The organism is Mediterraneibacter agrestimuris (assembly GCF_943193195.1).
Lineage (GTDB): Bacteria > Bacillota > Clostridia > Lachnospirales > Lachnospiraceae > Schaedlerella > Schaedlerella agrestimuris.
Window position 1 is genome coordinate 1 of sequence record NZ_CALPDG010000064.1, and the last position, 13,565, is coordinate 13,565.

Here is a 13,565-nt window from a genome sequence, read left to right on the forward strand (position 1 = left end):
GCTGTTGAGAACGCTGTAGCATATGACTACAGTAATGGTTTTGTTGAGGGCACAAACAGCAAATTGAAAATGATAAAGCGTACCATGTATGGTCGTTGTGGCAAGGAGTTATTGACCGCAAAGCTTATATTGTCAAGTGGTGAATACGGATAATTGCGGAAGAACCCCAAGGGGGATAATATTCACTACGAGAAATCGCAGGGAATCCGTGACTTCCTCTCCCTTATCCGCAACTACCAAGGCTTAAAGGGACTGGACGCAACCGTTATAAATGCACTGATAGACAAGATACTTGTTTCGGAGCGTGAGAAACTTGCAGACGGAACGGTACAGCAGGAAATCAAGATTTATTATAAATTCATCGGCTTTGTCGGTGAATTACATATCACACCCACAAAACGGTGGACGGCGTTGCCCGCCAAACACTGTATGGTATGTGGCGTTGAATACGTCCCCGGCTCTGGAGTATCGAAGTTTTGTCCAGAGTGCAGGGAAAAAGTAAGAAAGGCTCAAGGAATAGAAACAAAACGCAGGAGCAGGGAGAGAAAAAGGCAGGTATGCATTGAACTGTCCGCAAAAAATGACCGACTGATCTGGAACAGAGAGCCGGCAGGACGGTCCGTCAGGGAAATAAAAATAAGAAGGTGGACATTATCCGTTATGTGACGGAAGGAACCTTTGATGCGTATCTTTATCAGGTCATTGAAAATAAGCAGAAGATTATCAGTCAGATTATGACTTCCAAAAATCCGGTAAGAGCAGTGGAAGATGTGGACGCAACCGCATTGTCTTATGCAGAAATCAAGGCACTTGCCGCCGGAAATCCGTTTATCAAAGAAAAAATGGATTTGGATATTCAGGTGTCGAAGTTACAACTTTTAAAGCAGAGTTATCTAAGCCAAAAGTATGAAATGGAAGATAAAGTGATGACGTATTTCCCGCAGCAGATCAAACAGCAGGAAAAGTGGATTGCAGAATATAAGGAAGACTTGGAACATGTAAAAGAATATACACCGAAAGATCGGGAGACTTTTCCACCGATGAAGATACAAGGAACGGCATATGCAGATAAAAAAGAGGCGGGACAGGCAGTGATTGCGGCATGCAAAGCAATGAAATCTCCGGAGCCAGTTGTACTTGGAGCATACCGAGGATTTGGGATGGAACTTTCTTATAATACCTTTTCAAAAGAATTTGTTGTAGAACTGAAAGGAAAAAGAAGTTATCCGGTAGCGCTTGGAACAGATATCTATGGAAATATCACACGTATTGACAATGAGATTGAGAAGATACCGGATCGGCTCTTGCATTGTCAGGAGCGATTGGAAACGCTAAAGGAACAACTTGAAACAGCGAAACTAGAAGTGCAGAAGCCCTTTGCGCAGGAAGAAGAGCTACAACAGAAAACCGCAAGATTAGGGGAATTAAATGCAATGCTTGATATGGATAAGAAAGAACATCCGATTTTAGACGTGGAGCCGGATGAAAGTGTGGAAGTGGTAGAAACAAAGTGTAAGGTTTTGGAACGATGAGAGATGTGGTGTCAGAGGACTGGCACCGAATATGATATAATGAGCATTGTTCTATTAAATGGATGGTTCAAAAAGAAGTAATGGATAGCCGGGGTGTTTTAGAAAAGACATCTCGGTTATTCTTATACGTAAACATAAAAAGACGATTATTTTGCAAAAAAAATGCAAAATAAGAATGATATAATTGACGTTTGAGCATAATAAGCATATAATTACAGTATGATTTTGCAAGAATTAAGCAGAATGGAGGTAAAAAATATGCTTCTTGAATTTAAAACGAAAAATTATAAATCATTTGTTGATGAGGCGTGCTTTTCTATGATTACCGCGCCGAAACAAAAAGGATTAGATTACAGTATTATGAAAGAAAAAGTGAAGGGAAAGGAAATTAAAGGGTTAAGTTCCTCTGTTATTTACGGACCAAATGCGGCAGGAAAAACAAATATCATCGGTGCAATGGATGTGCTGAGAGCCATTGTGCTGAAAGGAAATATCCGAAATGCGGAAGAAAAATCATCTCCAAACCCTGCTTCTGTGGCATTGGAATTAATCCCTAATAATAGTGTTGCGGAGCCACACCCAGTATATTTTTCTGTTGAATTTTATGAAGAAGATGAAAAGAATAAATTCAAAATTCAGTATGAATTGGAAATTGATTTGGGGATGTTCCTTGATGAAGATTATGCAAGAAATATTGTATTTGAAAGTCTTACGGTAAATGATGAACTGATTTTCAGACGTACGCAGGATTTGGAAATAGGAGATATGAAAGTAATTAAATCATATCTTTCGGATGTAACAGAACAGAATACAGAAAGTATCACTGAAATTGCGAAGAATAGTTTAAGCAGGGATGAGCTGTTTTTGACAAACGGATTTAAACTGATTATTTCACAGAAATTTGCAAAATTGGTATTAGATTGGTTTACAAATAAATTTATGGTTATTTACCGTGCGGACTCCATGCAGTTGATTAAAAGATTTGCTGATCCGAAAAAGAAAGCGATTTATGTAGAGAAAACGACAGATGAAGCAGCAAAATTATTTGGAATCAATTCAAATGCAGTTGGATATGTTGTAAGTGAAGATGAGCCGGACGCAAAATTATATTCTGTTTTTCGGAATTCTAAAAATAAAAAAAATGCTGCGATTGCATCAGAGATCTTTGAGTCTTATGGAACAATCCGCTTTATCAATATGTTTCCATTGGTCATAAAGGCAATTCAGACAGGCGGAACACTGATTGTGGATGAGTTTGATGCATCTATTCATCCAATGGCATTGATGAGCATTATCAATGTGTTCCATAATGATGATGTGAACATTCATCATGCACAGCTGATATTTAATACACATAATCCCATTTTCTTAAATTCTAATCTTTTTAGAAGAGATGAAATTAAATTTGTAGAACGAGATGATGATAGTCATCAAAGTGTTTTGTATGCACTTTCTGATTTTGGGACGACAGGAGATAAGGGGGTTCGCAGACACGAAGATTATATGAGTAAATATTTTATTAGTCAGTATGGTGCAATCAAAGATATAGATTTCACACCAATCTTTGAAGAAATTTTAGAACGAGAGGTGTAGTTATGCAAAAGAGAAAGCCAACAAATAAATATTATTTTAGTGTAGAGGGAGAAACTGAGCAATGGTATTTGAAATGGTTGCAGGATATGATTAACAGTACAGAGGAGTCCGTATATAAAGTGTCGATTGATTGTCCTGTAAAGAAGAATCCATTAAAACATGCAAAATCCCTGACAGTTACCAGAAAAATAGAAATATATCATTTTTTTGATTACGAAAGTGATGAGCCGATCCATGTGCAAGGATTTCAGGACGTTATGGATAACATGAAAAAGGCAGAAAAACTGGGAAAACAGATTAAGTATAAATCGGGATACAGTAATTTTACATTTGATTTATGGATCATTTTGCATATGATGAATTGTAATGCTTCTTATGCACATAGGAAACAATATGTTACTCAGATTAACCGGGCATTTGGAGAGAAATTTGAAAATATGGATGAATATAAACACGAGGATAATTTCAAACGGTGTTTAAGTAAAATGGATCTTTCAAATGTAATAGCTGCTATTGGCAGGGCAAAGAAAATCATGCAGAGAAATAAGGAGAATGGATATATTCTGCATCAATATAAAGGCTACCAGTATTATAAAGAAAATCCATCCCTTACGGCATGGGAAGCAATAGAGAAGATTTTGAATGAGTGCATATTATTGTAAAAATGGAATGCGTGGAGTTAAAAATAGAAAATGAAAATTAGAAACTCATAATTTTACAGGTGTTTATCACACCTCATAGGGTTTTAATAAAATCCTCCGAAAGCCTTGAAAACAAAGGATTTATCGCAATCATCACACCTTATTTCTTTATATGATTTCACACCATGTTACCCTTGTTCTGCACAATCATAAGGGCAAAATCAAGGGCAAGAAAATCTCATAACAAGTTATAACAGAGTGTGGTAATCGGAGAACTGTGATATATGTGCGAATATATTATAACGGAGGACTTTTTAATGGATAAGTATATTTATGATGAAAGCAACGGTCTTTGGTATGAACTGCAAGGAGATTATTATATTCCTTGCCTTACTTTACCAGCCGAAAAAGGACACAAGCCTATCGGCTTATGGGGGCAGCGACACAAACACTATTTGCAGGAACATAAACGGGCAGTTTACACCACGCTTCTCACAAGCGGAAAATTGAACTGTTATCTTGCTGATATTGACGAACAAGCAACGAAGATGATGTTTCGATTGGTCGAACAAATGGCTGACAAGGAGGGCGTGACTGAACAACTAAAAGCAGAAAGCATGATATTGTGGATTGGAAGAATGAATGAAATACAAGCGAGGGCGAGAGAAATTGTATATAGCGAACTGATTTATAACTAATGAGCGTAACGCTTATTGCCTTAAAATACAGTGGGTGGAGGATAATACTTCCCCTACTGTATTTTGGGCTTGCAGATAGTAACAAAACAAGGCTTCTCATTAGGCAATAGCGTTACATTGACACGCTACTGCTTATGCAAATGAACAACAGTATAGAAATCTTCACGCCTTCGTGATATACTTTTTATACAGGAACAAATTAGAATTTGAGGAGGTGTTTTATGTTTAATGAAATATGCATATATGAAGCGAAATTAACCAAATTAGATGAAATAGAAGAACTAATGAAAGAAGTTGCCGAATTTTATTTACAACAAGATGGGGTCATTGATGTACATTATATAAAACGTACTCATCGACAAAAAGATTTTAATGCGGTTAAAGAGGGGGAATTGCCTGTTCGACTCACGAGAAATGTAGGCAAGGTAACATATGTGTTGTATTGGGTGTTAGAAAATGAAGAAGCTCATGCAAGAGTATCTAAACTTGGTATAGAGAAGTTTTACAAACGTTGGAACAGATGTTTAACTACAATGCCTAAAATAATTTTGGGTGAGAATATCGTCTAACCACAAATTTCAGTTTGTATGACGAATTTTTTCAAACAGCCTCATTGCATAGGAATGCCAAACAGATTATCCTTAAAGTAGGAGGTGGCAGAAATGGCAAACGAAGATAAAAAAGATTTTAATGCTATGTTGCACGATAATAAGGATATGCCAAAATTTCAAATTATCACAGACCAGAAAAGTATTGAAAAATATGGTGGCAGTAAAATGTATTTTGCACCGCCAATCGACTATGACAAAGTAATGAAAAAAGTTCCGTATGGTAAAGTAATTACCGTTGGGGAAATACGAAAATACTTTGCAAAATTGAGTGGTGCTGATTTTACAGAACCAATTACAGCGGGAATTTTTGTTTCCATTGTTGCATGGGCGAGTTATCAGCGTTCCGAAGATGAAACGCCTTATTGGAGAACATTGAAAGCAAACGGAGAACTCAATCCTAAATATCCCAATGGTATTGAAGCACAGAAAGAAAAATTGGAAGCAGAGGGACACATCATTATTCAAAAAGGTCGTAAAAATATACGATACTATGTAAAGGACTATGAAAGTTCTCTCTTTGATTTGAAATAGGTAAATCTCTGTTTGTAAGGAAATAGACGATAGGTTATGTAAGACGACACCGCCAGCGGTCACACGCTGGCGGTGTTTTTCAATGCCTATCGGCTATCTCTGTCAATGGATTTTTTACGCTGTCTTTGCGGTGGTTGCTGCTTGTTGCGTTCCTGTATCTCACGCAGATGTTTTAACACGCTCTGCTTTTCGGGCGGTCTGTGCTGTTCTTTGGCGGTAGCTGTCGGTTTCCTGCTGACTTGGTATTCCCACTCTGCAAGGTCACGGTTATACTGTTCCACAACGCTTTCCATTTCACGGAAAGTCCGCATAAATACCTGCACATCGGGATAACCGTCCTCTTTGAGTGTATCGGGGATTTTATCCAACCTGTCAGCAATCTCCGCTTCGGTTTCTTTGATTTTTACTTCCAACGCTTTTCGCTCTTTGCCTTTGAAAAGCCCCTTTGTATCGGCAAGCTGCTGTTTCAACTGCGGCAGAACTTTGTCCTGCAAGTTTTTGATTTTTACCGCCTTATTCTGTACTTTTATCATCAGGTTTCGCATATGGCGGAATTCTGCCATATCAATATCAAGCGTAGGCTTGGGCGGCATATCTTTTTCTCGGATAAGGTTTTGCAGAAAATCTTTTGCTTTTGTTACAATCCCACGGAACAGATTAGGCAGCCAACCCTTGCTCTTGATAGACTGGCTTGCTTTTTCGTGTATCTCGGTCTGTTTGATTTCTAAAATCTTTGCTTCGGAAATACCCGATATGAGCGCCATATCCGCTGTTCTGTTCCATTCCTGCCTTGCGGTATTGTCCGCTTCAATCTCGGCGGCTTTGGGATTGTTCTTGCCGATTTTCTTGGTAGGAAGATAAACGCTGTTCTTATCAAATACCTTTAACTGCTGTTCGGGATCGGAGATATGCCGATTGATAAGGTCGGTGTAAATCTCCTTTACCTCCCGAAGAAAAGGCTCGCTTTTGAATTTATCATCTTTCACGGTAAAGAGGTGGCTTTCATAAATTTCTCCCTTTTTTATGACGGTGCAGCCTTTTCGTATCTGCCCGTCCTCCCCTGTGATTTCTTTCTTGGTGCGTACCCTTTTGCCTGTTTCATCATAGAACACGCTGCGTGTGGCTATCTTGATGTCAGGCTCAGGAAGCAGTTTTCTTTCGCTGAAGATAAGATGGATATGATAGTTTGTTTTGCGTTTGTTGTGGTGGAGGGCTGACACGCACTCCACGCCATACCGCCTGCGGAACTCCTCCGTAAAATCTTCAAGGACTTCCTGCGGCTCATATCTTGTATAAATTTCGGGCAGGGCGATAATCAATTCCCTTGCTTCAATACATTTGCCCTCTGTACCGCTTCGCTTAAATTCCTGCTGGCTTTCCCTTGCAAGGTTACTCCAAAATTCATTGTCGGCGGTGCGGTAGGTGGCATAGAGATTTTCCTGCCTTGCGTGGCTTGTGATATAGGATATTTCTGTTTTTGCTTTCCGTAAGATGTCCGCCAATGTGTCGCAAAAATCAACGGTACGGACTTTACTGCGTTTTGTCGTGCCGACTTCGTGCTTATGCCTTGTGCCATTGTACCGCATACTTCGTCTTACGGTTAGATACTGCTCGTCAAGGTTGATGTCCTGCCAAGTCAGACCACAGACCTCTCCGATACGCAAGCCTGCATAGTAGGCTATCTGTACCGCAAGCAGGGCAGGGTGTTTCTTTTGGGTTAAGAAGTCCGTCAGTTTTTGGTATTCCCCGTGTGTAATGGTAGGAACAGGAACAATATCTTCTTCGCTGTCCGAGAAAATATCTGTTTCCTCTTTTCTGCCACGCAGCTTCACATACTGCATCGGGTTAAAGGTTATCAGCCTTTTCGGAAATACAGCAAAGCGGAATGAATTTTGCAGCACCGCCGAGAATTGCAGCATATAGCCTTTGCTCATCGGCTTTGAAGTTGTACCGTCAGGATTTACCCCTCCGTAACTCATAAGGTCGATAAACGCCTGTAAATGGTCGGCGGTCACGGTTTTCAGTTTTCGGCTACCAATGGGATATTTCTTAATCTTTTTGACTGCCGCCATATATGCCATAACCGTACCGTTGCTAAGACTGCCGGGCTTCAGTTCTTCCTCTACCCACATATCCAGCATTTCGCCAACCGTGATGTTTTCGGCTTTCCCGACAAATTTCTTTTCCTCATAGTCAGCGATTGCTTTTCTGAGCAGGGCTTCTGTTTCAGACTTGCTTTCTGTTCCCACAAACTCTTTCTGTACTTTTCTTCCGCTTTCATCTTCGATGTAGAAGCGTGCGTACCAGTGCAAGTGAATCGACTTCATCGTACAGATCAGGAAGAATAAGAGCACAGGAAAGGAAGTTGGAACTATGCAGGTACAGATAGAAGTAAAAGAGAAAAAGAAAGACCGGAAACTGTTAGAGCAAGTTCCTCATAAAGAAGTAGTAGATCTGTCGCTGCTTTGTTATGCGGATCTTCCGGTGGAGCAGGGCAGTTATAACGCAACATTTAAGATCACGGAACAGATGTTGCAAAAGTGGAATGTAGATCGGGAGGAATTGTTTCAGACTGCGTCAGAGAATACAAATCCTGCGAATACTCCGGTGTTACAAAACTTAGAGGAGGTAACAAAGCAGCTTTTTATGGGAGGCGCCCCGCCGGAAAATTTACTGAAGAAAGAACTTGATTTTTCCAATCAGGAAGAAATACTTCTGGTGCTTACAAATGAAAAGAAAAATTTCGGTGCAGCTATGATGTTTGAACCGCAGGTAATGGATTGGTTAAGTCAGTTCTTTCCGGAGGGATTTTATATTTTACCCTCTTCTTTGCATGAAGTGTTGATTCTTCCTGATCGTGGAGAAATTCCACCGAAAGAACTGGGAGCGATGGTGCGGGAAATAAATCGGAATCAGGTAGAGAAAAAGGAACAGTTATCCGATCGGGTTTACTGTTACGATAAGGAAGCGCAGAAGATCGTAGAAGTTCCGGAATCCATAGAGCGGGGAAAGGAGATGTCGCGATGAGAAAACGGAATATTGCTATTATGTTTCGGCTGAATCGGAAAGAAGCAGAGGCGTTGGATAAGAAAGTGAAGAAAAGCGGTTTGAACCGGGAGGCATATCTGCGTCAAGTTATTACCGGAATTGTCCCAAGAGATGCACCGCCGCCGGATTATTATTCCATGATGCGAGAGCTTCATAAAATCGGGAATAACCTGAATCAGATTGCGCAGAAAGCCCATGTGCTGAATGTGATGGACGTTCAGAGATATGATGCGGCAGTCCGGTTGTTCGAGCAGATGGTAAAAGAGATTACGGAAGCAGTGATTTTACCGGAGAAAAATCCGCAGGAAAGAACGGGCAGATGTGAGAAAAGAGGTCAGTAAGATGGCAACCACATCCATTTGGAGTGTGAAGGGGTGGCTTGGAAAGGTCGTGATTTATGTAGAGAATCCAGAGAAGACGAAAAATCCAGTTTATTTAGAGCAAAAAGAAATCACGGAAGAAGAATCACAAGGACTGTCCGATGTCATTGCATATGCAGTAAATGAAGAAAAAACAAGGCAAGGAAATTGCGGAGGAAGTCATGGTTATGCAGCAGCATGTTTCTGGTGTGAATTGTGCCCCAGCCACCGCCCGTGGAGAAATGATGGCAGTCAAAAAAAGATATGGGAAAGATGAGGGAATCATGGCATTTCATAGGTATCAGTCTTTTGCGCCGGGAGAGTGTACGCCGGCGATGGCGCATGAGATCGGTGTGAGACTGGCAGAAGCATTGTGGGGCGATCGGTTTCAAGTATTGGTGGCAACCCATTTGGATAAGGAGAACCATTTGCACAATCATTTTGTAGTTAACTCGGTTTCCTTTTTGGATGGAAAACGGTATCATCGGACGAAACAAGATTATTGCAGGATGCGAAAGGAATCAGACCGATTGTGTAAGGAGTATGCGTTATCTGTGATTGAACAGCCAAGTGAGGGCAAGTCTCAGCATTATGGGGAGTGGCGGGCAAATCAGGAACAGAAGCCGACTTACCGGGGAATGGTACGGGCAGATGTAGATGAAGCAATCCGCAGGGCAAGGACGGAAGATCAGTTTTTTCATTTCTTAAGGGAGAAAGGTTACGACATCAAGTTCGGACAGGATATCACCTTGCGACCGGCGGGACGAGACAGAGGATTGAAACTTGCCCGCAACTTCGGAGAGGCGTACACGATGGAAGCAATCCGCAGGAGATTTTAACAGAAGAAAAGAGTCCGTTTCCGAAAACTTCTTATCGTTTGAGACAAGAGCAGAGAAGAGCCAGACAGATTCATCTGCGTGGAACATTCCAAACGAAACGAAAAATTGGAGGATTGCGGGGATTGTACCTGCATTATTGTTATCTGCTAGGAATTCTTCCGAAAAATCGAACACCTGTGAATCAAAAAGAACTGCATTTATTGCTGAGGGAAGATTTAAACAAATTGAATAAGATTAAAAAAGAAACAAGGCTGCTTTGTCGTTGTCATATTGATACCGCAGAGCAGCTTTTTTCGTGGAAGGAAACTTGTGAAAGCCGACGAAAACAGTTGGTGGATGAGCGTACACATCTCAGGTATCGACTCCGAAGCGCAAAGGATGAGCATGTGCAGGAGGCGTTGAAAGCTGAGAGTTCCAAATTGACAGAAGAGATAAAAGAACTGGGGGAGGAGGTGAAACTTTGTGATGGAATTGCCGCACGGTCTCAGATTTTAAAAGAGAAAATTCCTATCGTGAGGCAGGAAACAACAGAGAGAAAGGAGGAGGTAAGACATGAACACATCAGGGGAAGCCGCTGATCAAGTAGTGCGGATGTCGTTGGAAGTGGGAGAAGCAGCATTGAAAATTTCCGGGGCGGGAGCCAAACAGCTTGCAGTGCTTTTATATGCCATTTTGAAAGAACAGAAAAAGACGCGTGGACGGGCGAGACTGGAAACGCTGGTGCGTTCGGGACGTCCGCTGACGGTATTTTCCGTGAAAGAAAGTGATTTGCGTAAATTTGTGCAGGAGGCAAAGCGGTATGGAATCTTATACTGTGCGGTGCGGAATCCAAGAGGAAGCAGCGATGGAATGGTAGACATTATGGTAAAGGAAGAGGATGCGCCCCGGATCAACCGTATTGTAGAGCGCTTTCAGTTTGCAATGGTTACGGAGGCGGCGCAGATTAAGACGGAAATCGAAAAATCACGGGAACAGAAAGCAAAGACCGTTGGAGAAGAAAGAACTGGAGTGAAAAAATCCGGGCAGTCTCAGGATGTGCCGGAGCGAACCGGACGGGAGAAATCTGATACGGATCAGTTGATGGAGGAATTGATGGGTGCGCCGAGTAAGAAAGAGGAGACACAGCCGCGAAACCCCTCTTTGGCAAAGACAAAGAAATCCCTTCTGTCCGAGCCTATCTTCGAGAGGCACAGCAGAACCGCCGAGGGTACTTCTAATTTGTATATGCCGACAGCGCCGCAGAAGAAATCGGTGCGGGAGGAGTTACGGGAGATTCAGGCGGAACGAAACCAGAAGAATCGAAATCAGCCAGTTTCAGATCGTGTACAGCAAAGAGGAAGAAGACAGCAAGAAAGAGTACTGGAGCATCGGCAGCCACAGAACAGGAAACCGAAAAAAATGAGCAAAGAGAGGTAAAAAGAGATGAGTATAAATTTTGATTCCATGTTAAATGTATCCGCAGTTCCACAGGATGACCGCACAGCGGCATTTATTGCGGAGAGTAAGAATAACCGGAACCGTTGTTATGAATTGTCAGAACAGATTACGGCGGCAGTTGCAACGGACAGTCAGATGTTTCAGAAATATCTGGATGTGCAGAGCCGCTTTGACCGCTATACTGCGAGTAATTCCCTGCTGATCTTAGCGCAGCGACCGGAGGCACAGAAGTTAGGCGATTATAGTTACTGGAGAAGTCGGGGAACTTTTGTGAAACGACAGGAGCGAGATAATCCGGTACTCATTTTGGAGCCGGGAAAAGAGTATGAGCGTGAAGATGGAAGTATTGGAATGTATTACAATGCCAAGAAACTGTACGAGCCATCGCAGACCAGTTTACGCAATTATACGCAGGAGAAACCGCAGGTCACAGAACAACAGTTGATCCGTGCGCTGCTCATCAATCCTCCGGTGAATACCGTTCCGGCAGAACCGGATCAGATGCCGGAGGGGAAAGGTGCGCTGTTTGCACCGGATGAAAAATGCATCTATGTAAGAAAAGGGATGGATGCACAATCCATTTTTCTTTCGCTATCTCCGGAACTTACACTTGCAGGGTTTGCAGATGGAAATAAGATGTATGACCGGGATGCAGAGGCGTTTCATGCCTACTGGGCGTCTTATATGCTTTGCAAGAAGTATGACATTGACACACAGTATTTTGATTTCAGCCATGCACCGGAGTTTTTTGAAAATATGGAACCGCAGGAAGTCCGTGCGGAGTTAGCGAAAGCGCAGGAATCCTTTAAGAACATCAATGCCCGGATGGAGAAGTCTTTGCAGCAGGAACGCAATCAGACGGAACGCCAGCAGCCACGCATGGGTGCTCATCCACAGAGAGAGGATGCGAGGTAAAAGGGGATTAGAAAAAACGGTAAAACAAATGAGAAGAAAACAAAACAGGAAGCAGATAGAACCGCATAGCCGTCCCGTCTGAACATCAAGAGCCGGAAAAGCAAGGGCGCATTGTGGAAATGTGCATAACAGACTATTCCGTCATGGATAACTCTGTTCATAGCACATGGAAAAGCGAAAGAGCCGTTTTCCCACGTCCTGCAAACAGAGTTACCCACAACTCCATTAGACAGCCAGTTATACACATTCCCACAATGCCGACTACTACGGAAACCCCCTTATTCATTTCTGGCTAAAAAGTTTTCTGTAATAAAAAACTGATTAAGTTCTTTCATATGGCTGTAAGTGTATTTTTGTGGCATTACGAAAGAATGTTGCGACAGTCCTTCCAAAAAAGAGTAATAAATACTGGAAAATGTTGGAGTATCCAGGCTAGCAGCGAAAATATTAACTACTTTCATTAAGTCAATAGCCTTTTCCATTGAATCATAATTTTTTAAAAGTAAATCTTGAGATTTTTGCTGTATTTTAGGATAGACATTTGATAAACCGACTAATGCCGTCCATGCCATCAACTCCATTTTCCGTATATTATCGAGAGGGAGAAGCTGCTCTGAATATATAATAAAGTCCTCTAATGAGATGTCGTGTTGAAACAGCTCCAGCTTTTCTGCCCGATGAATCGCACAAAACTCAATATACTCCATAATTTCTACATAGAAATTCTCTTGTGATTTAAAAAAGTTTTGTATAGAACCTACTGTATACCCAGAGGCATTTGCTAGTTTACGAAAACTAACAGATGATAGTCCTTCTTTACCAATTAGATTTATTGACAACTGTAAAATTTCCTGCTTTTTCGTGTAACTTTCTTTATTGCCCATACGCTGCTCTCCTTAATATAAATTTTTTTTAATATATCATACTTGACATTTTAATACAAGTGTATTAAAATGAAAAAAGTTAATACAACTGTATTAAAAATGAAAGGAGAAAATGAAATGTTAATGTCAAGTACAAACACAATCGAGGGAAAGAAACTGGAAGTATTAGGATTGGTAAGAGGGGCGTCTATTTACAGCAAAAATCTTGCAAAGGATATTGGGCAAAGTTTAAAATCTGTAGTTGGAGGTGAACTGAAAACTTATACGGAACTGTTGGAGCTTACAGCAGATACGGCTACAAAAAAATGGAAGAAAAAGCAAATGAAATGAGTGCCGATGTAATCGTTGGAATCAGCTATTCTACATGTAATCTGGTAGACGGGGCGGCAGAAATAATTGTACCTGAATTATTCACGCCGCTATAAACTTGCTTAAAAACGGATAGCATTACTTTAAAGTAAGTAAAACCGTAACTTA

The 13,565-nt window shown here is 41.3% G+C and carries 17 protein-coding genes and 2 pseudogenes; 16 read left to right on the forward strand and 3 right to left on the reverse strand.

The features are described 5' to 3' along the window. From NFS18_RS20010 to NFS18_RS17750, 8 genes and pseudogenes are all read left to right on the forward strand, one after another. A partial coding sequence (locus tag NFS18_RS20010; RefSeq protein ID WP_251392054.1) for a transposase occupies positions 1–153 on the forward strand: 153 nt, incomplete at its 5' end. A gap of 24 nt (positions 154–177) precedes the next feature. Further along, positions 178–666 (forward strand): annotated as a pseudogene (locus NFS18_RS17720) (DUF4368 domain-containing protein); the annotation flags it as partial. Next, a complete protein-coding gene (locus tag NFS18_RS17725; RefSeq protein WP_251392656.1) occupies positions 645–1,532 on the forward strand; it encodes a hypothetical protein in 888 nt (295 codons plus the stop codon). The pseudogene NFS18_RS17720 and the gene NFS18_RS17725, both read left to right, overlap by 22 nt. Before the next feature lie 258 nt (positions 1,533–1,790). After that, a complete protein-coding gene (locus NFS18_RS17730; RefSeq protein WP_251392657.1) occupies positions 1,791–3,125 on the forward strand; it encodes an AAA family ATPase in 1,335 nt (444 codons plus the stop codon). A gap of 2 nt (positions 3,126–3,127) precedes the next feature. Beyond that, positions 3,128–3,787, forward strand: coding sequence for an RloB family protein (locus NFS18_RS17735; RefSeq protein ID WP_251392659.1), 660 nt, complete (start codon positions 3,128–3,130; stop codon positions 3,785–3,787). 296 nt (positions 3,788–4,083) lie between these two features. Next, the gene (locus NFS18_RS17740; protein ID WP_160201083.1) at positions 4,084–4,464 is read left to right on the forward strand and encodes a TnpV protein; all 381 of its coding nucleotides are present in this window, start codon (positions 4,084–4,086) and stop codon (positions 4,462–4,464) included. Between the two features lie 221 nt (positions 4,465–4,685). Further along, positions 4,686–5,033, forward strand: a complete 348-nt coding sequence (locus NFS18_RS17745) for a hypothetical protein (protein WP_103240839.1) — start codon at positions 4,686–4,688, stop codon at positions 5,031–5,033. 93 nt (positions 5,034–5,126) lie between these two features. Beyond that, entirely contained in the window at positions 5,127–5,606 is a 480-nt protein-coding gene (locus NFS18_RS17750; protein WP_172471628.1) for an MGMT family protein, read from the forward strand. Positions 5,607–5,692: 86 nt separating this feature from the next. Here NFS18_RS17750 and NFS18_RS17755 read toward each other — a convergent pair whose 3' ends face one another. Next, a complete protein-coding gene (locus NFS18_RS17755) occupies positions 5,693–7,099 on the reverse strand; it encodes a MobA/MobL family protein (RefSeq protein ID WP_251392679.1) in 1,407 nt (468 codons plus the stop codon). Then, positions 7,076–7,933 (reverse strand): annotated as a pseudogene (locus tag NFS18_RS17760) (tyrosine-type recombinase/integrase); the annotation flags it as partial. The gene NFS18_RS17755 and the pseudogene NFS18_RS17760, both read right to left, overlap by 24 nt. A 46-nt stretch (positions 7,934–7,979) precedes the next feature. Here NFS18_RS17760 and NFS18_RS17765 point away from each other — a divergent pair. From NFS18_RS17765 to NFS18_RS17795, 7 genes are read left to right on the forward strand one after another with little or no spacing between them, the layout of a single operon-like run. Further along, the gene (locus tag NFS18_RS17765) at positions 7,980–8,633 is read left to right on the forward strand and encodes a DUF5688 family protein (protein ID WP_251392661.1); all 654 of its coding nucleotides are present in this window, start codon (positions 7,980–7,982) and stop codon (positions 8,631–8,633) included. Continuing rightward, entirely contained in the window at positions 8,630–8,995 is a 366-nt protein-coding gene (locus NFS18_RS17770; protein WP_251392663.1) for a plasmid mobilization protein, read from the forward strand. The genes NFS18_RS17765 and NFS18_RS17770 overlap by 4 nt, the downstream gene beginning before the upstream one ends. 1 nt (position 8,996) lies before the next feature. Continuing rightward, positions 8,997–9,290 (forward strand): hypothetical protein, encoded by a 294-nt coding sequence (locus tag NFS18_RS17775; protein ID WP_251392665.1) that lies wholly within the window; start codon positions 8,997–8,999, stop codon positions 9,288–9,290. Next, on the forward strand, positions 9,256–9,852 hold the full coding sequence (locus NFS18_RS17780; protein ID WP_251392667.1) for a relaxase/mobilization nuclease domain-containing protein: 597 nt from the start codon (positions 9,256–9,258) through the stop codon (positions 9,850–9,852). Before NFS18_RS17775 ends, NFS18_RS17780 begins: the two co-directional genes overlap by 35 nt. A 38-nt stretch (positions 9,853–9,890) precedes the next feature. Then, positions 9,891–10,430, forward strand: coding sequence for a hypothetical protein (locus NFS18_RS17785; protein WP_251392669.1), 540 nt, complete (start codon positions 9,891–9,893; stop codon positions 10,428–10,430). Then, positions 10,405–11,268 carry a PcfB family protein gene (locus tag NFS18_RS17790; RefSeq protein ID WP_251392672.1) on the forward strand — a complete coding sequence of 288 codons (864 nt, stop codon included), beginning with the start codon at positions 10,405–10,407 and terminating at the stop codon, positions 11,266–11,268. Before NFS18_RS17785 ends, NFS18_RS17790 begins: the two co-directional genes overlap by 26 nt. A gap of 6 nt (positions 11,269–11,274) precedes the next feature. Continuing rightward, a complete protein-coding gene (locus tag NFS18_RS17795; RefSeq protein WP_251392673.1) occupies positions 11,275–12,204 on the forward strand; it encodes a hypothetical protein in 930 nt (309 codons plus the stop codon). A 278-nt stretch (positions 12,205–12,482) separates the two neighbouring features. On the opposite strand, the gene NFS18_RS17800 is transcribed toward NFS18_RS17795, so the two are convergent. Beyond that, complete coding sequence (locus tag NFS18_RS17800) at positions 12,483–13,088, reverse strand: TetR/AcrR family transcriptional regulator (protein ID WP_251392675.1); 606 nt, start codon at positions 13,086–13,088, stop codon at positions 12,483–12,485. A gap of 117 nt (positions 13,089–13,205) precedes the next feature. Here NFS18_RS17800 and NFS18_RS17805 point away from each other — a divergent pair, with 117 nt between their 5' ends. Continuing rightward, positions 13,206–13,418, forward strand: coding sequence for a heavy metal-binding domain-containing protein (locus NFS18_RS17805; protein WP_251392677.1), 213 nt, complete (start codon positions 13,206–13,208; stop codon positions 13,416–13,418). The last annotated feature ends 147 nt before the right edge of the window (positions 13,419–13,565 follow it).

Excerpts from the sequence above, each read along its gene's own strand:
- NFS18_RS17730 (WP_251392657.1), top strand. The coding sequence starts at position 1,791 with ATGCTTCTTGAATTTAAAACGAAAAATTATAAATCATTTGTTGATGAG.
- NFS18_RS17735 (WP_251392659.1), top strand. The coding sequence starts at position 3,128 with ATGCAAAAGAGAAAGCCAACAAATAAATATTATTTTAGTGTAGAGGGA.
- NFS18_RS17740 (WP_160201083.1), top strand. The coding sequence starts at position 4,084 with ATGGATAAGTATATTTATGATGAAAGCAACGGTCTTTGGTATGAACTG.
- NFS18_RS17745 (WP_103240839.1), top strand. The coding sequence starts at position 4,686 with ATGTTTAATGAAATATGCATATATGAAGCGAAATTAACCAAATTAGAT.
- NFS18_RS17750 (WP_172471628.1), top strand. The coding sequence starts at position 5,127 with ATGGCAAACGAAGATAAAAAAGATTTTAATGCTATGTTGCACGATAAT.
- NFS18_RS17765 (WP_251392661.1), top strand. The coding sequence starts at position 7,980 with ATGCAGGTACAGATAGAAGTAAAAGAGAAAAAGAAAGACCGGAAACTG.
- NFS18_RS17770 (WP_251392663.1), top strand. The coding sequence starts at position 8,630 with ATGAGAAAACGGAATATTGCTATTATGTTTCGGCTGAATCGGAAAGAA.
- NFS18_RS17775 (WP_251392665.1), top strand. The coding sequence starts at position 8,997 with ATGGCAACCACATCCATTTGGAGTGTGAAGGGGTGGCTTGGAAAGGTC.
- NFS18_RS17780 (WP_251392667.1), top strand. The coding sequence starts at position 9,256 with ATGATGGCAGTCAAAAAAAGATATGGGAAAGATGAGGGAATCATGGCA.
- NFS18_RS17790 (WP_251392672.1), top strand. The coding sequence starts at position 10,405 with ATGAACACATCAGGGGAAGCCGCTGATCAAGTAGTGCGGATGTCGTTG.
- NFS18_RS17795 (WP_251392673.1), top strand. The coding sequence starts at position 11,275 with ATGAGTATAAATTTTGATTCCATGTTAAATGTATCCGCAGTTCCACAG.
- NFS18_RS17800 (WP_251392675.1), bottom strand. The coding sequence starts at position 13,088 with ATGGGCAATAAAGAAAGTTACACGAAAAAGCAGGAAATTTTACAGTTG.
- NFS18_RS17805 (WP_251392677.1), top strand. The coding sequence starts at position 13,206 with ATGTTAATGTCAAGTACAAACACAATCGAGGGAAAGAAACTGGAAGTA.